The organism is Vibrio ponticus, from assembly GCF_009938225.1.
GTDB lineage: Bacteria > Pseudomonadota > Gammaproteobacteria > Enterobacterales > Vibrionaceae > Vibrio > Vibrio ponticus.
The window spans coordinates 1,787,459-1,807,605 of sequence record NZ_AP019657.1 but is presented as its reverse complement, the minus strand read 5'-3'; the positions used below and the strand labels follow the sequence as shown (position 1 = coordinate 1,807,605).

Here is a 20,147-nt window from a genome sequence, read left to right as displayed (position 1 = left end):
CTATGTTAAACCGCACCTTAAGTGCGGTTTTTTATTACTACTAAGTCACGTATTTTGAATAAGCGTGGTCAGTAAAGTTTATTATTTCCAAGCGGTACCTCCAGCGTATTGTCTCGCTGACGAATCGGCGCGCCAACCATTTCGTCGTAGGCGCTCTGTTGCCTTAATACCCATTTGCCTGCTTTAAGATTGGCACACTGTTTTTGCAGTTCAACAATTGAGAATGCTCGCAGCATTTTACCCTGATCATCGGTAATAAAATGCACCTCTCCATCGACCTCAACCGAGACTTGATAAAGCGACATATCTAAAGAATGAACAACCAGTTTGTCGAGACAGAAGAACTGTTCGAGTATACGTAGCGACATTGCCATTTTTTGCTCCTTAGTATGCAAACTGATAACAGATACCTCAACTTTAGCTGAAACGATCAATTGATCGCTTAAAAGCTGGCTGCCGTAGAACACCTTCGATTGGATGGAAACAGCCGTTTCCAATTTCATTACAGAGGAAAGTATCTATGTTAAAACGCATCTTAGTTTCTATGACCACCTTGTTTGCTATGCTTGTTATGCTGTCGTCAGCCCAAGCTCATGATCATGGAATGAAGAAAGCAGACATTGTTGATGTTGCGGTTGAAAATGGCTCATTCACGACGTTGGTGGCAGCGGTAAAAGCGGCAGGCTTAGTTGAAACGCTGAAAGGTGACGGTCCGTTTACGGTATTTGCGCCGACTGATGACGCGTTTGCAAAATTACCGGAAGGCACAGTTGAAATGTTGCTTAAGCCAGAAAACAAAGACAAATTGGTAGCAATTTTGACTTACCATGTTGTACCAGGAAAAGTGATGGCAGCCGATGTAGTCAAGCTAGATAAAGCCACCACAGTGCAAGGGCAAGATGTGATGATCAGTGTTAATGGCGACAAAGTGATGGTTGATAATGCCAATGTGGTCGCCACTGATGTTAAAGCGAGTAATGGCGTCATTCACGTAATTGATACTGTGATCATGCCAAAATAACCAGTTAAGGATGATTCGCGACTCTTCAACGCAGAGGAGTCGCGCATATTAATGATGACACTAGCTAAACTTAATCAGCAAGATCTAAAAGGGATGGATCAAAGGGGGCGCGTTAAACTGATCAATTCAGTGGTGGGTTATAAAAGCGCTAACTTGATTGGTACGGTTGATTCAAAGGGACAGGAAAACCTCTCAATTGTCAGTTCGGTGATCCATTTAGGCTCGTCACCCGCTTTAATTGGTTTTATTTCCCGTCCTCACTCCGTGGAGCGACATACTCTAGAAAACATTATTACTGGTGGTTATTACACCATTAATGCCGTCTCTGCTGATATTGCCCAACAAGCGCACCAGACCTCGGCTCGTTATGATAAGAGGCAGTCGGAGTTTGATATGGTCGGGTTAACCGCCGAGTATGACGATGATTTCCCTGCGCCATTTGTACTGCAAAGTCCGCTAAAAATGGGGATGAAACTGGTCGAACGTATCACCATTGCCACCAATCAAACCGAGCTCGTGATTGGCGAAATTGACCGTATTTGGCTGGCGAAAAAGGCGGTCATGCCTGATGGTTATGTTGACGTTGAATCGCTGCAACTCGTCACTATTTCGGGGCTCGACAGTTACCACACTACAGAACGGCTACATCGCTTAAGTTATGCCAAACCTGACACCTTAGTCTATCCGTTGACCCTAGAAGGCGATCCATCTTCTTGGCTGGCGTTTGAGAAACAAAAATAGAAAAAAGGGAGCCTTGAGTTAATGCTCAGGGTTTCACTTTTAAAACATGGAGATGTTGCACTATAGCCAGCAAACATCCACTCACTAAGCCGATTAAATGCGCTTCAATCGCAACCCTAGCGTTAATCATTTCAGCTGTCGAAGCAGGTGAGCCGATGGTTAACTCCCAGAGTACCTTTATCACCACGCCAGCAACCAGCAACCAGCTGTTTTTTCGACCCTGTAATGCTTCTGTTAGTGCGTAAAATGCAAACAGCCCATGTAATGTGCCGGATAGCCCTACATAGCCTTGTATTGGGGTGAGTAGGATACCGAGCCCAACGGCTAAGCTAATCATGATTAACAAAATCGAGTAGCTCACAGCACTCGGTCGAAAGATGAAGGCTATCACCCATAGGGCGGAGATGTTCATCGCCAGATGAGTAAAGTTGGTATGTGTGAAGTTTCCTGATAGGATGCGCCACCACTCTCCCTGCTCGATATAATCGATGCGCCATTCAGCTAATGCGGACAGGTGCGGGATTTGTAGGGTTAAACAGATTAAACTCACCACTACTAACAGTAAGATTAACGGCACATAATGTCTCGATATTGTTCTCAATGCGGAAAGTCACTCAAAGCGTGTATTTGTCAATGGATACAAAGCCTAACATCGAATGTTGAGTTAATCATCCTACAACATCCGTCAGAAGCGAAACGTCCAATGGGTACGGCGCGCATTTTGACGCTTTCATTGCCTAACAGCCACCTCTTTGTCGGTGAAGACTTTTCTCAGCACGATCAGCTTAATCAGCTATTATCGCAGCAAGATGTCGCACATTTTGTCTTATATCCCGGCGAAACCTCACAAGAGGCGCAAGCGGATCTATTGCGTCAGCAACCAAAAATGCGAGTGATCTTACTCGATGGTACTTGGAAAAAAGCCTACAAAATGTGGCAGCTTTCGAGCAATTTGAAGCCATTGCCATTGCTACGTTTACCGACCGAACTGAAAGGCAATTATCGCATTCGCAAAGCTCCAAGTGATAATGCGTTATCAACGGTGGAAGCCGGCTTTCATATACTGACATTGTTAGAGCCTGAGCGTGACTTTACCCCGCTACTCAGTGCGTTTGATAACATGATTCAATTTCAAATTGAACAGATGCCACAAGGGGTGTTTGAGAAGAATTATCCTAGTAAGTAACTTGTCAGTTACGTCAACGCTATCTATAATTCATCGAAACCGTTTATAAATTGCCTAATTAACAGTCAATTGCGAGCGGTGCTTCGTATAATCCCGCTGATAGGGTGCGGGAGTCTCTACCTGAAGCCGAAAACTTCAGATTACGAAGAGTTAAGTGCATGGCGCTTTTCTCTTTGTATTGTCTAAAATTCTTGCGAGAAAAGTGCTTGTTAAACACCAATCTATTTTTTGAATGGGGAGACAAGCGTGAATCAAACTCAATTTATCCAGCAACTGCCAAAAGTTGAACTTCACTTACACATTGAAGGCTCACTAGAGCCGGAAATGATGTTTTCGCTCGCGCAGCGCAATAATATCCAACTGCCGTTTGCTACGCCTGAAGAAGTCAAAACCGCTTACGAGTTTACCAATCTGCAATCTTTCCTCGATATCTACTATCAAGGTGCTAACGTCCTGGTCAATGAGCAAGATTTTTACGATCTGACTTGGGCATACATGCTTCATTGCCAGCAAGACAATGTGATTCATACTGAGATCTTTTTTGATCCGCAAACTCATACTGCACGTGGCATTGAGTTCGCGACCGTGGTGAATGGCATTGATCGCGCATTGCAAGATGCCGAGCAACAGCTTGGTATCACCAGCCGTTTGATTATGTGCTTTTTGCGTCATCTTGATGAAGAGAGTGCGTTTACCACTCTTGCACAGGCACTGCCTTACAAAGACAAAATTATCGGTATTGGTTTAGATTCATCTGAACTGGGTCATCCGCCGGAGAAGTTTCTGCGTGTGTTTGCTAAAGCGCGTGAAGAAGGTTTCTTGACCGTAGCACACGCGGGTGAAGAGGGACCGGTGAGCAATATTTACGACAGCTTAGAGCTGCTCAATGTTTCACGCGTTGACCATGGGGTGCGCTGTTCTGACGATGCGGTATTGGTCTCTGAACTGGCTGAAATCTCAATGCCATTAACCGTGTGTCCGCTATCCAATACAAAGCTCAAAGTGTTCGAAAAAATGGAACAACACAACATTGTTGAGTTATTGCGCCAAGGGGTAAAAGTAACGATTAACTCAGACGATCCAGCCTACTTTGGTGGTTATATGACAGACAACTTCTTAGCGGTGGCGAATAGTCACGCGTTAACTGAAGCGGAGCTGGCACAGTTTACTCAAAATGCCATCGAAGCAAGCTTTATCTCGCAACAAGAGAAGCAGGTGCTTTCGGCGAAGTTGGCGGCATTTATGCAGCAAAAAGCAACAAGTTAAGTGGGTTAGAACAACCATAGCCAGCCGTAACGCTGGCTATGGGACGTTGAGTGATTAGTGAGATGAGAACAACTGCTGATGTAGGCGTTTAGCATGACCATCGGTCATTGATGAGATGTAGTCGGCGATAATACGCATACCTTGGCTTTCACATTCTAATGCTTGCCAGCTATGGCGAATTTCGAGTGGCAGTAAACGCTCAGGGTCTGCACTGAGTGCTTCAAAGATATCCATGATGATTTGCTGCCCTTTGTATTCCATCACTTGGACATGGGGCGCTTGAATGACGTACTGGCTGACAAACCGTTTAAGAATTTCCAGCGCGTTTGCCATATTAGGCTCAAGCACCGCATTAAAAGCTAGCAGATGAGTATGGAACGGTGCATCAATGGGCTTGATTGAGATACTGGTCAGCAGAGCGTTGACGATGCCGCCAATCGCATCTTTGCGCTTATGATGAACCTCAGAGAACAGCATTTCACTGAGCGATTTTATATGCTCTTCAAACCAAGGTGCGCCACATTCAGCCAGTTGACTGGCTGCCGCCTCATGCCATTGATGGCGAGTTACCATACCGAGCACTATCGCATCTTCTAAATCGTGTACCCCGTAGGCGATATCATCTGCCAGTTCCATGATAGAGCAGTCGAGTGATTTGAAACGCGTCTTTTGGTGCTGGTGGCTGTCGCGGTTTTCCGAGCGCATTTGAGAAAAGAGCGGTTTTTCTTCCTCGCCCAGTGGCTCCAGTACCCAGTTAAACAAATCACGGTCACAATCGTAAATCCCTTTTGCTGGCGACCAATCTTTGGCGCGCAATTTACGTTGATGAGAAACTGGCTCTGGGCGCTGTGCTGATTGAGTGGCACTAATTAGTGCCGGGTATTTCATTAGACCGAGCAAGGTTCGTCTCACCAAGTTCATGCCAAAGTGTTCGGTATAAGGTTCAAGTTGGGTCACGATACGAAATGTCTGCGCATTACCTTCAAAACCACCGTGGTCTCGCATCATATAGTTGAGCGCTACCTCACCACCATGCCCATAGGGTGGGTGACCGATATCGTGGGCAAGACAGAGTGAATCAATCAGACTATCGGAAGGCAGTAAGTCGCGAAACTCAGGTTGTTTCTTTTTGAGTTGGGCGACAATGCCGGTGCCAATCTGCGCCGCTTCGAGCGAGTGGGTAAGGCGAGTGCGGTGAAAGTCATCGGCACTGGTGCCATGAATTTGCGTCTTGGCTTGCAGGCGACGAAATGCCGCGGAGTGGAGAATACGCGCCCGGTCGCGTTGAAAAGGGCTACGGTGGTCATCGCGACGAATCTTATGTTCGTCGTCATGACGTTGTTGCCATAAGGGACTGATTTCAAACGTCATAGTCACATCTCCGATGTTTTTTCTAACCGTACACCCATCCTTAGGTCAGTGCAAATAATAATCTTTGTATGAGTTAGCTGATTTCATCGAGTGAGAGTTCAAAGCTTGGCGCAAAGGTATTAAGGAAATATTCCATCTCTGGGCTGTGGCGTTCTTTAAGCGTCACGTCTAAGCGCTTTTTCGCCAACGCATATTCATGATTACCTGCGCTTAGCTCCTCTAAACATTTCAAATAGGCGCAAATGGTGTCAGCTTGTTTGACGATGTCGGCATCTTCTTGATGGGCGGAGTGGCTGAGAAGGTAGGGGGCAAAATCTTGCTGAAACTCCTCGGGTAACATCGACAGCAAACGCTGCTCCGCCGCCGCTTCAATCTTTTTGTATTCCTTGGCAATTTCTGGATTGTAGTATTTGACGGGGGTGGGCAAATCCCCAGTTAAAACCTCACTGGTATCGTGATACATACCGAGTATGGCGATTCGTTCTGGATTAAGTTTACCGCCAAATTTTTTGTTTTTTATCAGCGCGAGCGCATGAGCGACAAAGGCAACTTGTAGGCTGTGTTCGGAGATGTTTTCACTTGAAACCGAACGCATCAGCGGCCAGCGTTGGATCAACTTCATACGGGCGAGGTGGGCGAAAAAATGGCTCTCTTGCATAGTACTTCCCTTACTACTTGAAGGCGTGAGATAGAAAAAAGGCACTCAATGAGTGCCTTTAAGAATAAGTAACTTAGCGCGGTTTGGCTACTGCCGTTATTGGCTGTAGGTAGACAAGAATCGCTCAAAGCGGCCAATCGCCGTTTCCAGATCTTCTACGTGTGGCAGTGTTACGATACGGAAGTGGTCAGGTTTAGGCCAGTTAAAGCCAGTACCTTGCACTAGCAGTACCTTTTCTTGAATCAGGAAGTCCAGCACCATTTTTTGGTCATCATGGATTTTGTACTTCTTAGTATCAATTTTCGGGAATAGGTACATGGCACCTTTTGGTTTCACACAAGATACGCCAGGTACTTGGTTGATCAGTTCCCATGCACGGTCACGCTGCTCAAGCAGACGACCACCAGGCAGGATCAGCTCATTGATACTTTGGTAGCCACCAAGCGCAGTTTGAATCGCATGTTGCATCGGTACGTTGGCACATAGACGCATAGAAGAGAGCATCTCAAGACCAGCAATGTAGCCTTGCGCGTATTGCTTAGGACCGGTTAGGAACATCCAGCCGCCACGGAAACCACATACGCGGTACGCTTTTGACAGACCGTTGAAGGTAACCACAAGTACATCTTCAGTCAGTGTGGCAACTGAGGTGTGTGTCGCGCCATCGTAAAGGACTTTATCGTAGATTTCGTCAGCAAAAATGATCAGCTTATGTTGGCGAGCGATTTCAATCACTTCCAATAGGAAATCACGGCTGTACACCGCACCTGTTGGGTTGTTCGGGTTGATTAGTACGATACCGCGCGTTTTTGGCGTGATTTTGCTTTTGATATCGTCAAGATCTGGATACCAATCTGCTTCTTCATCACACATGTAATGCACCGCTTTACCACCAGAAAGCGCCACCGACGCTGTCCATAGTGGGTAATCCGGTGACGGTACCAGCATTTCATCGCCATTGTTCAGTAGCGCTTGCATCGACATTACGATCAGCTCAGATGCGCCGTTACCGATGTAAACATCTTCTACGTCTAGTGAGCGGATACCTTTCTTCTGGTAATGCTGAACCACAGCTTTACGTGCAGAGTAGATACCTTTTGAATCACAGTAACCTTGTGAAGTTGGCAAGTTTCGGATTACATCAACTAGAATTTCATCAGGGGCGTCGAAACCAAATGGGGCCGGGTTACCAATATTTAGCTTTAGTATTTTATGCCCTTCTTCCTCCATGCGCTTAGCATGTTTGAGTACTGGTCCTCTAATGTCGTAGCAGACATTATCAAGTTTTGACGACATCCCGATATTTTGCATTGTGTAAAACCTAAAAATAATTAAAATCCTTTACTAAATTACACCAAAATAACCTTTGGTAGAATTAAAATCTGTAAAAGTCGCTTTTTTTCATTGCGCTAGGCATGTGTGTTATCACAGGATTCTGTAAAAGATTGAGTACATCCTTGATTTGGGGTCGCGGTAGAAATACATTACTCAATTAATTTGTTAGACCCAGATAGCATTACGTTGTCATTGATGGCTGTCGATAAGGTTTTTGTGCATAGGTAGACGTCTATGCAGATCTTTTCGAGAGGCGGCCAAGCACGCTACAGCTTAACGGTATCGGGTATTGATCCGAAATCTCCAGTGAACGAGGTTTATTTGTCATATTTTCAGCAAGCCATTACCGAACTGATTGAACGAGTAAAGGATGCAAAAGACGAGGTGACTCGTCTGGTTCAAGTTCTGGAGTACAAGCCTGATTTTGCTTTCATTGATTGGTTGCAAGCTCAGCCTCTTTTCCCTAAGTTTTATTGGCAATCACGCGATACGCGTGAAGAAGCCGTCGCATTAGGGCAACTGCGCACTTTTGATGATCCAGCGCCTGCTTATGCTTTCCTATCTGGCGAGCAAAAGATTTGGGGTGGACGCTCATTTGACGGTCAAAGTGCGAAAAACCCTGATTGCCCCGCATCGTTTTTCTTTTTGCCACAAATCGAGTTAGTTCGTGAAGATCAAACTTGGTCGCTAGTGGTCAACCTTGTCGAAGGTGCGAAACCGCGTGTACTTAAAAGCTTACAGCAACTGCGTTGTGAGGTGCCTAAGCTTTTGCCGCTATCGGCGCATATTAACCATATCGAACACACACCGACTGAGCCAGAATGGCATGTGTTGGTGGAAAAAGTGTTGGCGGGTATTGAAGCTGATGAGTTCAAAAAGGTGGTGTTGGCACGTCGCACAACATTAGAGCTACACACGCCGATCTGCGCTTCGCAACTGCTTAAATCCAGCTCTGAGCATAACCAACACAGTTTTCACTTTATGCTGGCACAAAACGAACGCCATAGCTTTATTGGCTCAACGCCTGAGCGTTTGTATTTCCGTCAGGGTAAAGACCTTTATACCGAAGCACTCGCTGGCACGATTGGCCGTGGTGACAACGCTAGCCATGATATGGCGCTGGCGAACTGGTTGACGCAAGACAGTAAGAACCTCAATGAGAATCAGTATGTGGTTGACGATATTATTGATCGCCTCAAACCTTACTCTGATTTGGTTGAAGTTGAGCCGGAAGCGCGCTTGGTACGCTTGCGTAAAGTGCAGCATTTAAAACGCAGTATTCACGCGCACCTCAACGAGGGCGTAAATGGGGTGCAATTGCTTGGTGCTTTGCAGCCAACTGCGGCTGTTGCGGGTCTGCCACGCCGAGAATCGATGCAATTTATTCAGCAATATGAACCTTTTGAGCGCAGCTGGTATGCAGGCTCTATGGGCTTTATTAGCCTTGAACGTGCGGAGTTCTGCGTGGCAATTCGCAGCGCTCAAGTGGTTGATGATGAGATCTCTCTTTACGCCGGTGCAGGTATTGTCCCGGGGTCAATTGCAGAGCATGAATGGCAAGAGCTGGATAAGAAGATGGCGACGCTACTATCACTGATTTCTGATCATCCGCCACTTGGAGTGGCTTCGTAATGCATAACCAAGCTGTACTTAATCGAATTTGGTGCCAAACCTTACTCGAAGAATTAACTCGCTTTGGCGTTGAACATATTTGTGTTGCGCCGGGCTCTCGTTCTACGCCACTCACTTTAGAAGCCGATGCCAATGATAAGTTGACGCTGCACACCCATTTTGATGAGCGTGGATTAGGCTTTTTGGCGCTTGGTATGGCAAAAGCCAGCCAAAAACCTGTTGCAGTGGTGGTCACATCAGGCACCGCGGTGGCGAATCTTTTACCTGCGATTGCTGAAGCGAAGTTAACCGGTGAAAAGCTGGTGGTGCTCACTGCCGATCGACCGGTTGAGCTGGTTGGTTGTGGTGCCAACCAAGCGATAGTGCAACAGGGTATCTATTCGAGCCATGTGTGTGCTGAACTTGCTTTACCAAGCCCTTCAGAGCAGGTTTCCCTGCGTTGGTTATTAACGTCCATCGATGAAGTGATGCACAAGCAAGCTCGTGAAGGCAGTGCCGTGCACATTAATTGTGCCTTCCCAGAGCCGCTTTATTCCGATCAGCCTAAATCAATCTATCAAGATTACCTAGACTCAGTGGCAAAGTGGCAATGCAGTGGCAAGCGCTATAGCCAGCAGAGTTTTGCAATGACAAGCCCAGCCTTTGAACTGTCCGAGTGGCAAGGGCGCAAAGGTTTGATCATGGTTGGTAGCGTATCCAAGTCACAAGCTGAACTGGCGAAACAGCTAGCTGAGAAGCTGGCGTGGCCGGTTTTATGCGACCCGCAGTCGGGGGCGAGCAGTGATTGGGCGTACTATGATGCTTGGCTGCAAACAGAAGCGGGCAAAGCGTTGATCAATCAAGCGGACTTAGTTGTGCAAATTGGCTCGAGAATTGTCTCTAAGCGCTTTAATCAGTGGTTAGCGCAGTCGGAAGTGGAATATCACTACGTGAGTGACAGCCTCGCGCGCAATAACCAAGACCATTTGATGCAAGTGCATCATGCTTGCAACATTACCGATTGGCTTGAACAAGCGTTATTAACGCCAATTCACTCAATAGATAATTGGGCTGCGGCAGGCAAAACATTTACTGAGTGTGTGTTGCAATCGGTCGCTAAGCAAACAGGACAAACGACGCAATTAACTGAGCTAGCGCTTGCGACTTCGCTGACGAATTTGCCTAATGATACTCACGTATTCCTTGGTAATAGTTTGTTTGTGCGCATGGTCGACATGTTTGGTCAGCTAGACAGCGAAGTCTACTCTAATCGCGGAGCTTCAGGTATTGATGGTTTGGTGGCGACTGCGGCAGGCACCGTGCGCATTAAAGATAAGCCAAGTGTGCTCTATATTGGTGACACTTCACTGCTGTATGATCTTAACTCATTGGCGTTGTTTACCCATCAAACGAGCCCTTGTGTGATTGTCGTCACCAATAATGATGGCGGCGCCATTTTTGATTTGTTGCCTGTACCGCAAGCACAAAAACAGAGCCTGTATCAAATGCCGCATGGCTACCAATTTGTTGCGGCTGCTCAACAGTTTAAACTGGAGTATTGCTTAGCCAATACACTTGTCGAGTACCAAACAGTCGTCGAGCAGCATTTGACTCAGGGTAGAGGCTGTCTACTGGTGGAGGTCCAAACGCCTCCAGAGCAAGCATCACAACATATTAAAGCGGTTATCCAAGACCTTCATGCTAGCCTATAGTTACCACCGCCCAATAAATCAGAGTGCAGAGACACCAGTCTTGGTGTTTTTGCATGGTTTGCTGGGCAGTGGTGATGATTGGCAAGCTTGCATTCAGCATCTTAATCAATTCCCAATTCTCACGCTCGATCTTCCCGGACATGGTGAAAGTCAATCCAAATCATGTGATGGTTTTGACCAGGTTTGTCAGCAAGTTAGTCAGACAATAAAAGCCATCGTGCCAGCCGGGCATCCAATTATATTAATTGGCTACTCACTGGGTGGTCGAATTGCTATGTACGGCATTGCCAAAAACCATTTCCATGAACTAAACCTAATCAAGGCGATTATTGAAGGTGGAAACTTCGGTTTGCGTACGCTTGATGAGCAAATCGCTCGTCAAAAAAATGATCAAGCTTGGGCGGAGCGCTTTGACGAGCAACCAATTGAGCGGGTTTTAGCCGATTGGTATCAACAGACCGTGTTTAGTTCATTAAATCATGAGCAAAGACAAACCTTGATCGCTAAGCGCAGTGCTAATCTAGGTCCTGCGATTGGTCGAATGCTGATGGCGACATCGCTTGCCAAGCAGCCGTGGCTCTTGCCGGAACTGAGCACAAGCGGAATCGACATACACTATATTTGCGGTGAGAAAGACAGCAAGTTTAGCCAGCTAGCTAAACTCAGTGGCTTATCTTTCAGCCAGATAGCAGAGGCGGGGCATAACGTTCATCATGAACATCCTCAAGCATTTGCTGTCGAAATAATAAATCAATTCAAACTCGCGAAGGCGAGTGATTAACAACAACAGGAATCACCATGGCTAAAACAGTAGGTATTTCAGAAGAAGAACTATACGCACCAGTAAACTGGAATGACTGCAGCGGTGAATATGAAGATATTCAATACCACAAATCAGAAGATGGTATCGCGAAGATCACGATTGCACGTCCACAAGTTCGCAATGCGTTCCGTCCACAAACAGTAAAAGAGATGATCAATGCTCTTGCTGATGCACGTTACGACGAGCAGGTGGGTGTGATTATTCTAACTGGTCTTGGCGAAGATGCATTCTGTTCTGGTGGTGACCAGAAGATTCGTGGCGATTACGGCGGTTACCGTGATGAAGGCGGTACTCACCACTTAAACGTATTGGATTTCCAACGCCAAATTCGTACTTGTCCAAAGCCAGTGATCGCATCGGTAGCAGGTTGGGCAGTCGGTGGCGGTCATGTACTTCACATGATGTGCGATCTGACTATTGCGGCTGAAAACGCACAGTTCGGTCAAACGGGTCCTAAAGTGGGTTCATTTGATGGTGGTTGGGGTGCTTCTTACATGGCTCGTATCGTCGGTCAGAAGAAAGCGCGTGAAATTTGGTTCCTATGCCGTTTCTACAATGCGCAAGAAGCATTGGATATGGGTCTAGTAAACACAGTAGTGCCACTGGAAGATCTTGAGAAAGAGACGGTTCGCTGGTGCCGTGAAACGCTACAACACAGCCCAATGGCGCTACGTTGCTTGAAAGCAGCGCTAAACGCGGATTGTGATGGTCAAGCAGGTCTACAAGAGCTAGCGGGTAATGCGACCATGATGTTCTACATGACGGAAGAAGGTCAGGAAGGTCGTAACGCATTCAATGAGAAGCGTCGTCCGGACTTTAATAAGTTTCCTCGCAACCCATAATTCAAAACAGGCTTGATCGCCATTATTGCGATAGCTGTGTCACAGGTGCTCATTTGCGTTTGCAAACTGCGCGCCTGTTCCTTGCTCTCACTGCAATGGCGTACAAGTCAGTCTCGAATTTGACGCGACAAACGCGTTAACGAATAAAACAATAATAAAGAACACAAGGGAAAGATTGGTATGAGATCTGCCAAACTGTATCGCTACGCATTACCAATGGACAGTGGCGTGATCCTGCGCGACAACCGCTTAAAAGAACGTGAAGGGTTTGTCATCGAACTGCAAGACAATGGTCGAGTAGGGCGAGGGGAAATTGCACCATTACCGGGTTTCAGCACTGAAACCATGGACGAGGCTTACACGCAAATCGTCGAACAACTTACGAGTTGGAAACAAGGCAACCAGCCTGATTATGAATTACTGGCACCTTCGGTGGCATTTGGTCTCTCGATGGCGTTACTCGAGCTAGAAGATGGGCTACCACTAGAAGGAATTTATCGCTCTGCACCATTATGTAGCGGCGACCCAGATGAACTATTGCCAAAACTGATGGCGATGGAAGGCAAAAAAGTCGCCAAAATCAAAGTTGGCTTATACGAGCCAATTCGTGACGGCATGGTCGCGAACTTGTTCCTTGAATCGATTCCAGACTTGAATCTGCGCCTTGATGCCAACCGTGCATGGACCAAAGAAAAAGCACTGAAATTTGCCAGTTACATTACGCCATCTTTCCGTCAACGTATCGAATTTATTGAAGAACCATGCGAAGTGCCGGGCGATAGTTTCTCTTTTGCTATCAGTACTGGTATTGCCATCGCGTGGGATGAAACATTGCAACATGCGGTGCGTAAGCCGGACTTCAAACTTGATGACTTCAATGGTGTTAAAACCATCATTATCAAACCGACCTTGATAGGCTCTGTACAGCTTTGTCTTGACTTAATTGCGCGCGCCAAAGCGTTGGGCATCAAAGCTGTGATCAGTTCTAGTATTGAGTCGAGCTTAGGTTTGACGCAACTCGCTCGTTTAGCGAAATGGCAATTACCTGATGAAGTACCAGGGCTTGATACGATCGGTTTGTTCGCAGAGCAACTTGAAACGCCTTGGCCTGAGTCTCCGCTGCCACTGCGTAAGCTTTCTGATCAAGCATTGATTTGGCAAGCTTAGCTGGATAAACGTAATTCCTTCGATAATGAAAGTAGCAACAAACACCATTTCTCCACTTCAACACTGGGCTCGCAAGAGCCCAGACTGTTTAGCGCTCACCACAACCGAGCGTGACTATTCTTGGCAAGCACTTGAACAAACGGTGCAAAGCTATGTTCACCTATTACAGCAACATGGTTTGGCTAAAGGTGACGTGCTTACTTGCGTAGCTAAGAATAGCCCTGAGTTGGTTTTGCTTTATCTCGCTTGTATGGAGTTAGGCGCGGTGTGTGCGATCACTATGCCGCAGCCAAGCGCTAGCCTACGGGGTAAGCTGCACACCTTATACTCTGCGCAACAATTACCACGAGTGTGGTTAGCCGATGCGCCGCCATCGCTTGAGTTGGAGGCAATCAAAACCGTCGACTTGAACCAATTCAAGCAACATCCAAACCAACATCAATCAGAGCTAGGTGATGGTGGTTACCAAGATTCGGCTTTGGCTTCGATTATCTTTACCTCTGGTTCAACAGGTACTCCAAAAGCGGTGGCGCATTGCCATCAACAACACTTCGCCTCAGCCAGTGGATTGCTCGATGTGTTTAAGTTTAACGCGCAGGATAGTTGGCTGTTGAGTTTACCTATGTACCACGTTTCCGGGCTGGCGATCATTTATCGTTGGCTTCACTCTGGTGCGTGCTTAAAGGTGGGCAGTGGCGATCTACTCAGTGATATGGATGGAGTGACCCATGCCTCTTTGGTCGCTACTCAACTTAGCCGTTTACTTGAATCCGGTCAGCCACTTTCATTAACCCACGTGTTACTCGGTGGCAGTCATGTCCCTCTTTCATTAAGTCAACAAGCGGCGCAACAAGGCATCGAAACTTGGCTGGGTTATGGTATGACGGAAGCCGCTTCTACGGTGACAGCAAAGCAGATTGATGCCGACTACAGTGCGGGCAAAACCTTAAAAGGGCGTAAAGTTGAGTTACGTGAAGGGCGAATTTTTATTGGTGGGGATACATTAGCCAGCGGTTACTACCAGCAGGGTTCACTTACGCCAATCAAAGATGAACTAGGCTGGTTTGACAGTAAAGATCTTGGTATCTGGAGTGTCAAACACGAGTTGGTCATTAAAGGACGAGCTGATAATCAATTTATCTCTGGCGGCGAGAATATTCACTGTGAGGAGATAGAGCAGGCGTTAAATGCGCATCCGGATATACAACAGGCACTGATTGTGCCGATTGAAGATGCTGAATTTGGCGCACGCCCAATTGCGTTTGTGCAATCGACACTGCCTATCGAACAGATCGACTTTAGCCAATGGTTAGCATCGCGGCTGGTGAAATTTAAGCATCCTAAGCATTATCTTACCTTACCTAACTGCTTATTCAGCGGCGGTATTAAGGTCTCTCGTAAGGATCTTAAAGATTGGGTGACAGCAAATACTGACTTTACAGTTATTTGATAGAGCAAAACTGAATTTCTCAACCTTATAACGATAATTCATAATCATCTTTGGATTATTGTTATATGGATATATAGAGATGAAGTTAGCCTTGATTGCTTTTGCATTATTGCAAATTGCCATTGCGACTCAAACTGAAGGATTGTATCGCGCACTTGCTGAGTTAGCCGGATTCATTGCCGTGATAGCACTGGTCGTGCTGTATCGCAAAGAGAAGAAAAGCAAATTAGTCATAGAACCTGAAGAGCTTTGAACGTCAGGTTCTTTGCGCTTCAGGTCTATCGCGTATCACTCCAATGAGTTGATTACGCTAGCGTCAGCCAAGCCAGAGAGCTGGTGGAAATCAATACCCACAACGTCACACCAAACAGCAATGGTTTCAGTCCAGCTGCTCTTAATTTCGTTACTGAAATCCCACAACCAATCAAGAATAAGCAGATCACCAACGCTCGTTTGGAAATATCAAAAATCACGTTATACACCGCTTCAAACTGTGGCAGTAAATCGCTGAAAGCAATGGCGGCACAGTAGAAGAAGATGAAGTAAGGAATCGTGATTTTTTTTGAGTCACTACGGAAGATAAATGCGCTGACAAACGCAACAGGAATGATCCACAACGCGCGAGCAAGTTTGAGCGTCGTTGCCGTAGTTAGTGCTTCCTCACCGTACGCAGAGGCTGCGCCGACCACTGATGATGTGTCGTGAATAGCAATCGCAGCCCAAGTACCAAAGGTTTGTTGATCGAGCCCGAGCGCGTGACCAATCACTGGGAAGATAAACAGCGCCAGTGAGTTGAGCACAAATACAGTCGCCAGTGCTAAACCAATATCTTCATCTTTTGCTTTGATTGCTGGCGATACTGCCGCAATAGCGCTACCCCCACAAATCGCAGTACCTGCCGAAATCAAGTACCCCAATTTTTGTTCAAGTCCGAGTAATTTGGTTAGCCACCAACCGATGACGAGTGTGCCTACAATCGTGGTGATAATGATGCCGATACCATTTGAAGTCACTGCGAGTGCTTGTTCGAATTGGATACCAAAACCGAGACCGACGATGGAATAGGCAAGGAGCTTTTTGGTAATTTTAGTTAGGTCGAATTGCTCGGGAACTAAACTTAATGAAGCAAGTAGAAAGCCAATTACAAGCGCGGTTGGTGAGGTAACCCAAGGAGTTAGACACACGGCAAGCGCAGCAAAAAACGGTACAGAACGTTTATTGATAGTCATTATTTTATATATTCAAAATGTGGGCGCATGCGAGACTATAGGGGCTCGCATGCATAAAGAATGGCATTCTATCTGACTAATTGCGGTCAGTAAGTTTGAATGTTTTGAACATTAGTTCAATTAAATTGAACAAGTGCCCAATAAGACCGTCTAACGCCAGTCTCCGCGTAGCTTTGCAACTTTCTTGTGCATCAGTTGGGTGTTGGCATCTTGTGGATTTACCGGTTCACCAGCTTCAATTTCAATCCTAGACCAGAAGCGTGATGGTCGACCTTGGCAAGCACTGCCTTTGTAACGGCTGAAATAGCTGCCCCATAAACCTTTGATCGCCATCGGGATCACAGGTACTGGACTGCGGCGCAATACGATATCCATACCGCGCATAAATTCGTTCATCTCGCCATCGGCGGTCAATCTACCTTCTGGGAATATACATACGATATGACCTTCACTTAGCGCTTGTTCCACTTCGTTAAAGGCTCGGCGAATGGTATTGCGACGTTCAGCAGAGATAGGGATCACTCCGGCACGTTTTAAAAAGCGGCGCAGCGGTGGCAGATTGGCGTAATCTTCTTCCATCACGAAACGGATTAAACGCGGGCAAACTGCGCTAAGCAACAAGGCATCCATATAGCTGACGTGGTTGCAGACGATAAGGGCGCCCCCTTTTTCTGGCAAGTGATGCAAGTTTTTGTGTTTAACACGATACATAGTATGGGTGATCATCCACACCAAGAAACGGACAACAAAAATTGGCACCTGAATAAATAGATAACAGGCGACAAGCAAATTGAGAGCGGCGAGCAACAAAAACAGCTGTGGAATGGATAACTCTAAAACTGAGAGGCAGACGATGCCCAATACAGCACTACCCACCATAAATAACGAGTTGTAAATATTCAACGCAGCCACCACTTGGGCGCGTTGAGAGGCTTTGGCTCGTTGTTGCATGAGCGCGTAAAGTGGCACAATAAACACCCCGCCAGAGGCGCCTAGTAGCAGTAGATAAGCAAATACGGACCACAATTCTTGATGGCTGATGAACTGAGTGAAGTTTTCAAATTGCGGCAAAGTGCTAGGAATGGAACTTGCCATTAACCAGCCAAAAATCGTAATACCAAAACTACCAATCGGTACGATACCGACTTCGATACGATGATTAGACAGCTTGTCACAGGCAAGAGAACCGACGGCGATACCAACAGAAAACAGTGCTAACAAAAATGAAACAGCACTTTCGTTGCCGTTTAGATAGATTTTAGTGAAGTTAGGAAATTGGGTTAAGTAAGCCGCGCCTAAAAACCAGAACCAACTGATTGCCATTAAAGATTGAAAGACCACACGATCCGCTTTGGCTATCGCAAGCGTTTGTTTGGTGTGTTTAATTGGTTGCCAGCGGAACTTAATTTCCGGTGCAGAGGCTGGTGCTTGCGGAATATGACGGCTTGAGGCATAGCCAAACAGCGCAAATAACACCACACAAACAGCGGCAACGTAGTTGGCATTCTCTGCTGAGGCAATGACGCCTGCGCCAAGAGTACCAATCAGAATGGCGAGAAAAGTCCCCGTTTCGACCAGAGCATTGCCTGGAACAAGCTCATTAGGTTTAAGTTGTTGTGGCAGTAGAGCGTATTTGACCGGACCGAAGAACGCCGATTGCGTGCCCATTAAAAACAACAAGAACAGCAAAATTAGGTAGCTTTGGGTGATAAAGCCAATCGCGCCTAACGTCATGATGGCGATTTCAGCCAATTTTACCTTGCGGATAAACCACGACTTTTCATATTTATCAGCCAAAATGCCAGCAGACGCTGAGAAAAGGAAAAAGGGCAGAATAAATAGACCAGCAGCTAAGTTAATAAATAAGTTACTAGAAACGGGCAGAGCGTTTGCGCCGGCGAAGGCGACAAACAACAGCAGTACGTTTTTAAAGATGTTGTCATTAAATGCCCCAAAAAATTGGGTAATAAAATAGGGCAGAAAACGTCGCTGTTTTAGCAGAGACGTTTGGCTTTGGTGGGGCATTACATTTCCTTATGTGTTACCAATTTTTCAGATAGTTAGATAACAGATTTTCGATGAGTTCTTTGCCATCAATAGGCTCAGCAGCAAAGAATTTGTCATCAACACTTAACAAGGTAATACCATGGACACCCGCCCAAAGTACACGACTGGCTTGTAATACTTCGTTTTCAGAGCGAGTAGGTGCTTGCTGTCTTAGCAATGCTTCCAGCATACCGGTCATATGATTGATGCGAGCATCTTGCCATTCAGGAAGTGGCTCACCATTCATATTGTGTTCAAAGATCAGTTGCCAACGATAAGGATGCTGCTGCGCAAAGTCATGGTAGCAGTAAGCTAACTCATAAAGTGCTTGAGATGGATCTGAGCATTTTGATACGACGGCTTTTGCCTCAGCAGCCAATTCGTCCAAAGTCTGCGCGACAACGTGCAGTAGTAGCAGGTTGTAGTTACCGAATACGTTAACCAAGGTGCTTGGTACATAGCCAATCATTTGGGCAATTTTGCGCAAGCTTAGTTCGTGGTGAGAGTTCTCATTGAGAAATTGTTTCACTGCGTTTAGCGTTAATGCGACCAATTGCTCTCGTGTATGGTCGTTTCTTCTAGCCATAATAAAAGTGGGATAATGAACGTTGTTCAATATTCTATGGAGGTGTTTTTTGAGCGTCAACTAGACAACCGACAAATTTGCAATATTCTGATACATGATTCCAGTTGCGGAATCTATCTTTCTTGTATCTATACAGCTAAGATTAAGATCCTAACTCAAAACTAATGCGAGTGGGTAAAATACTCAGTCCAGTACCCTAAAGGAAACACATGAAACGACTTTTTTCTCTAGTGGCGTTGTTGATGGTCTCTGTCGCCATCACGCCTGTAGCGGAAGCTAAAAAGTTCGGTGGTGGTAAGTCTTTTGGTAAAAGCTTCAAGACGGCGCCAGCGCCAAAGCAGCAGCAACAGAACACCAATACCATCGGTAAAGAGCAAGGCGCGAAGCCGGCATCAAGCAAAAAAGGCTTGATGGGTGGCATTTTAGGCGGTTTGCTTGCTGGTGGTCTATTAGCGGCATTCTTCGGTGGCGCGTTTGAAGGTATCCAGTTTATGGATATCTTGATCATGGGCTTGATTGCCTTTGTTATCTTCAAGCTAATGCGTGGATTACTTGCGTCTAAGCAGGGTAGCATCAACCATCAGCGTCAGCAGCATGCTTATGGTGGTTCTGCGCCTAAGTTTGAGCAACCAAACGTGCACAACTTTGAGCAACCACAAAACGTAAACCAAGGTGGCTTTGGCGGTTTTGGTGCGCAAAGCGATGTGCCACACAACTACCCACCAGGTTTTGACCAAGCGGCTTTCGTTAATGGCTCTCGTGAGCACTACCGTACAATTCAAGGCGCGTGGAACCATAACCAACTAGACACGATTGAAGAGTACGTGTCACCAAGCTTGTTTGCCGATCTAAAAGAAGAGCGTGCTAAGCTAGACGGTGATCAGCACACTGACGTAATGTACGTTGATGCAGAAATCGTACGTGCAGACTACGATGCAAGCAAAGCTCAACTAAGCTTGCAATTTAGTGGTCGCTACCGTGATGCAGTGGAAGGTATCGAAGAAGACATTACTGATATCTGGCACTTAGAGCGTGATTTAACTACGCCAAATGCACCATGGCTAATTGTTGGTATTCAAGGTTAATTGTTGACCTAGCTGGTC

At 46.3% G+C, this 20,147-nt stretch carries 20 protein-coding genes and 1 riboswitch; of the genes, 12 read left to right on the top strand and 8 right to left on the bottom strand.

Annotated elements, in window-relative coordinates:
* Positions 1-68: 68 nt before the first annotated feature.
* Positions 69-374, bottom strand: coding sequence for a DUF6482 family protein (locus GZN30_RS07830; RefSeq protein ID WP_075648779.1), 306 nt, complete (start codon positions 372-374; stop codon positions 69-71).
* Positions 375-520: 146 nt separating this feature from the next.
* Here GZN30_RS07830 and GZN30_RS07825 point away from each other — a divergent pair, with 146 nt between their 5' ends.
* Both GZN30_RS07825 and GZN30_RS07820 read left to right on the top strand, forming a co-directional pair.
* Positions 521-1,021, top strand: coding sequence for a fasciclin domain-containing protein (locus tag GZN30_RS07825; RefSeq protein WP_161987043.1), 501 nt, complete (start codon positions 521-523; stop codon positions 1,019-1,021).
* 54 nt (positions 1,022-1,075) lie between these two features.
* Positions 1,076-1,762 carry a flavin reductase family protein gene (locus GZN30_RS07820; protein WP_075648778.1) on the top strand — a complete coding sequence of 229 codons (687 nt, stop codon included), beginning with the start codon at positions 1,076-1,078 and terminating at the stop codon, positions 1,760-1,762.
* Between the two features lie 25 nt (positions 1,763-1,787).
* Here GZN30_RS07820 and rrtA read toward each other — a convergent pair whose 3' ends face one another.
* Entirely contained in the window at positions 1,788-2,339 is a 552-nt protein-coding gene (gene rrtA / locus GZN30_RS07815; protein ID WP_075648720.1) for a rhombosortase, read from the bottom strand.
* 3 nt (positions 2,340-2,342) lie between these two features.
* On the opposite strand from rrtA, the gene GZN30_RS07810 reads away from it, so the two are divergent.
* A complete protein-coding gene (locus GZN30_RS07810; RefSeq protein WP_075648719.1) occupies positions 2,343-2,948 on the top strand; it encodes a tRNA-uridine aminocarboxypropyltransferase in 606 nt (201 codons plus the stop codon).
* Between the two features lie 63 nt (positions 2,949-3,011).
* A riboswitch (purine riboswitch) is annotated at positions 3,012-3,111 on the top strand.
* Between the two features lie 83 nt (positions 3,112-3,194).
* Complete coding sequence (locus tag GZN30_RS07805) at positions 3,195-4,214, top strand: adenosine deaminase (RefSeq protein WP_075648718.1); 1,020 nt, start codon at positions 3,195-3,197, stop codon at positions 4,212-4,214.
* Between the two features lie 54 nt (positions 4,215-4,268).
* Here the strand turns inward: GZN30_RS07805 and GZN30_RS07800 are convergent, their stop codons facing one another.
* The 3 genes from GZN30_RS07800 to GZN30_RS07790 form a co-directional block, all read right to left on the bottom strand.
* Positions 4,269-5,585, bottom strand: coding sequence for an anti-phage deoxyguanosine triphosphatase (locus GZN30_RS07800; protein WP_075648717.1), 1,317 nt, complete (start codon positions 5,583-5,585; stop codon positions 4,269-4,271).
* Positions 5,586-5,658: 73 nt separating this feature from the next.
* The gene (yfbR, locus tag GZN30_RS07795) at positions 5,659-6,243 is read right to left on the bottom strand and encodes a 5'-deoxynucleotidase (RefSeq protein WP_075648716.1); all 585 of its coding nucleotides are present in this window, start codon (positions 6,241-6,243) and stop codon (positions 5,659-5,661) included.
* A gap of 96 nt (positions 6,244-6,339) precedes the next feature.
* Complete coding sequence (locus GZN30_RS07790; protein WP_075648715.1) at positions 6,340-7,554, bottom strand: pyridoxal phosphate-dependent aminotransferase; 1,215 nt, start codon at positions 7,552-7,554, stop codon at positions 6,340-6,342.
* Between the two features lie 345 nt (positions 7,555-7,899).
* Between GZN30_RS07790 and GZN30_RS07785 the strand changes: the two genes are divergently transcribed.
* From GZN30_RS07785 to GZN30_RS21285, 7 genes are all read left to right on the top strand, one after another.
* On the top strand, positions 7,900-9,210 hold the full coding sequence (locus GZN30_RS07785; protein ID WP_075648777.1) for an isochorismate synthase: 1,311 nt from the start codon (positions 7,900-7,902) through the stop codon (positions 9,208-9,210).
* A complete protein-coding gene (menD, locus tag GZN30_RS07780; RefSeq protein WP_075648714.1) occupies positions 9,210-10,901 on the top strand; it encodes a 2-succinyl-5-enolpyruvyl-6-hydroxy-3-cyclohexene-1-carboxylic-acid synthase in 1,692 nt (563 codons plus the stop codon). Before GZN30_RS07785 ends, menD begins: the two co-directional genes overlap by 1 nt.
* Positions 10,888-11,682, top strand: coding sequence for a 2-succinyl-6-hydroxy-2,4-cyclohexadiene-1-carboxylate synthase (gene menH / locus GZN30_RS07775; RefSeq protein WP_075648713.1), 795 nt, complete (start codon positions 10,888-10,890; stop codon positions 11,680-11,682). The genes menD and menH overlap by 14 nt, the downstream gene beginning before the upstream one ends.
* Before the next feature lie 17 nt (positions 11,683-11,699).
* Positions 11,700-12,566: a 1,4-dihydroxy-2-naphthoyl-CoA synthase gene (gene menB / locus GZN30_RS07770; RefSeq protein WP_075648712.1), complete on the top strand. Its 867-nt coding sequence runs from the start codon at positions 11,700-11,702 to the stop codon at positions 12,564-12,566.
* A gap of 180 nt (positions 12,567-12,746) precedes the next feature.
* Positions 12,747-13,733, top strand: a complete 987-nt coding sequence (gene menC / locus GZN30_RS07765; RefSeq protein ID WP_075648711.1) for an o-succinylbenzoate synthase — start codon at positions 12,747-12,749, stop codon at positions 13,731-13,733.
* Positions 13,734-13,758: 25 nt separating this feature from the next.
* On the top strand, positions 13,759-15,183 hold the full coding sequence (gene menE / locus GZN30_RS07760) for an o-succinylbenzoate--CoA ligase (RefSeq protein ID WP_075648710.1): 1,425 nt from the start codon (positions 13,759-13,761) through the stop codon (positions 15,181-15,183).
* A 79-nt stretch (positions 15,184-15,262) separates the two neighbouring features.
* On the top strand, positions 15,263-15,436 hold the full coding sequence (locus GZN30_RS21285) for a hypothetical protein (protein ID WP_167521309.1): 174 nt from the start codon (positions 15,263-15,265) through the stop codon (positions 15,434-15,436).
* Positions 15,437-15,488: 52 nt separating this feature from the next.
* Here GZN30_RS21285 and GZN30_RS07755 read toward each other — a convergent pair whose 3' ends face one another.
* The 3 genes from GZN30_RS07755 to GZN30_RS07745 all read right to left on the bottom strand — a co-directional run bounded on the left by GZN30_RS07755 (position 15,489) and on the right by GZN30_RS07745 (position 19,044).
* Positions 15,489-16,412 (bottom strand): YeiH family protein, encoded by a 924-nt coding sequence (locus GZN30_RS07755; RefSeq protein ID WP_075648709.1) that lies wholly within the window; start codon positions 16,410-16,412, stop codon positions 15,489-15,491.
* 150 nt (positions 16,413-16,562) lie between these two features.
* Positions 16,563-18,437, bottom strand: coding sequence for an MFS transporter (locus tag GZN30_RS07750; RefSeq protein ID WP_075648708.1), 1,875 nt, complete (start codon positions 18,435-18,437; stop codon positions 16,563-16,565).
* Between the two features lie 16 nt (positions 18,438-18,453).
* Complete coding sequence (locus GZN30_RS07745) at positions 18,454-19,044, bottom strand: TetR/AcrR family transcriptional regulator (RefSeq protein ID WP_075648707.1); 591 nt, start codon at positions 19,042-19,044, stop codon at positions 18,454-18,456.
* Between the two features lie 209 nt (positions 19,045-19,253).
* On the opposite strand from GZN30_RS07745, the gene GZN30_RS07740 reads away from it, so the two are divergent.
* Complete coding sequence (locus GZN30_RS07740) at positions 19,254-20,129, top strand: Tim44 domain-containing protein (RefSeq protein ID WP_075648706.1); 876 nt, start codon at positions 19,254-19,256, stop codon at positions 20,127-20,129.
* The last annotated feature ends 18 nt before the right edge of the window (positions 20,130-20,147 follow it).

Coding starts and splice junctions, on each gene's coding strand:
- GZN30_RS07830 (WP_075648779.1), bottom strand. CDS start 374: ATGGCAATGTCGCTACGTATACTCGAACAGTTCTTCTGTCTCGACAAA.
- GZN30_RS07825 (WP_161987043.1), top strand. CDS start 521: ATGTTAAAACGCATCTTAGTTTCTATGACCACCTTGTTTGCTATGCTT.
- GZN30_RS07820 (WP_075648778.1), top strand. CDS start 1,076: ATGACACTAGCTAAACTTAATCAGCAAGATCTAAAAGGGATGGATCAA.
- GZN30_RS07810 (WP_075648719.1), top strand. CDS start 2,343: ATGTCTCGATATTGTTCTCAATGCGGAAAGTCACTCAAAGCGTGTATT.
- GZN30_RS07800 (WP_075648717.1), bottom strand. CDS start 5,585: ATGACGTTTGAAATCAGTCCCTTATGGCAACAACGTCATGACGACGAA.
- yfbR (WP_075648716.1), bottom strand. CDS start 6,243: ATGCAAGAGAGCCATTTTTTCGCCCACCTCGCCCGTATGAAGTTGATC.
- GZN30_RS07790 (WP_075648715.1), bottom strand. CDS start 7,554: ATGCAAAATATCGGGATGTCGTCAAAACTTGATAATGTCTGCTACGAC.
- menD (WP_075648714.1), top strand. CDS start 9,210: ATGCATAACCAAGCTGTACTTAATCGAATTTGGTGCCAAACCTTACTC.
- menH (WP_075648713.1), top strand. CDS start 10,888: ATGCTAGCCTATAGTTACCACCGCCCAATAAATCAGAGTGCAGAGACA.
- menB (WP_075648712.1), top strand. CDS start 11,700: ATGGCTAAAACAGTAGGTATTTCAGAAGAAGAACTATACGCACCAGTA.
- menC (WP_075648711.1), top strand. CDS start 12,747: ATGAGATCTGCCAAACTGTATCGCTACGCATTACCAATGGACAGTGGC.
- menE (WP_075648710.1), top strand. CDS start 13,759: ATGAAAGTAGCAACAAACACCATTTCTCCACTTCAACACTGGGCTCGC.
- GZN30_RS21285 (WP_167521309.1), top strand. CDS start 15,263: ATGAAGTTAGCCTTGATTGCTTTTGCATTATTGCAAATTGCCATTGCG.
- GZN30_RS07755 (WP_075648709.1), bottom strand. CDS start 16,412: ATGACTATCAATAAACGTTCTGTACCGTTTTTTGCTGCGCTTGCCGTG.
- GZN30_RS07750 (WP_075648708.1), bottom strand. CDS start 18,437: ATGCCCCACCAAAGCCAAACGTCTCTGCTAAAACAGCGACGTTTTCTG.
- GZN30_RS07745 (WP_075648707.1), bottom strand. CDS start 19,044: ATGGCTAGAAGAAACGACCATACACGAGAGCAATTGGTCGCATTAACG.
- GZN30_RS07740 (WP_075648706.1), top strand. CDS start 19,254: ATGAAACGACTTTTTTCTCTAGTGGCGTTGTTGATGGTCTCTGTCGCC.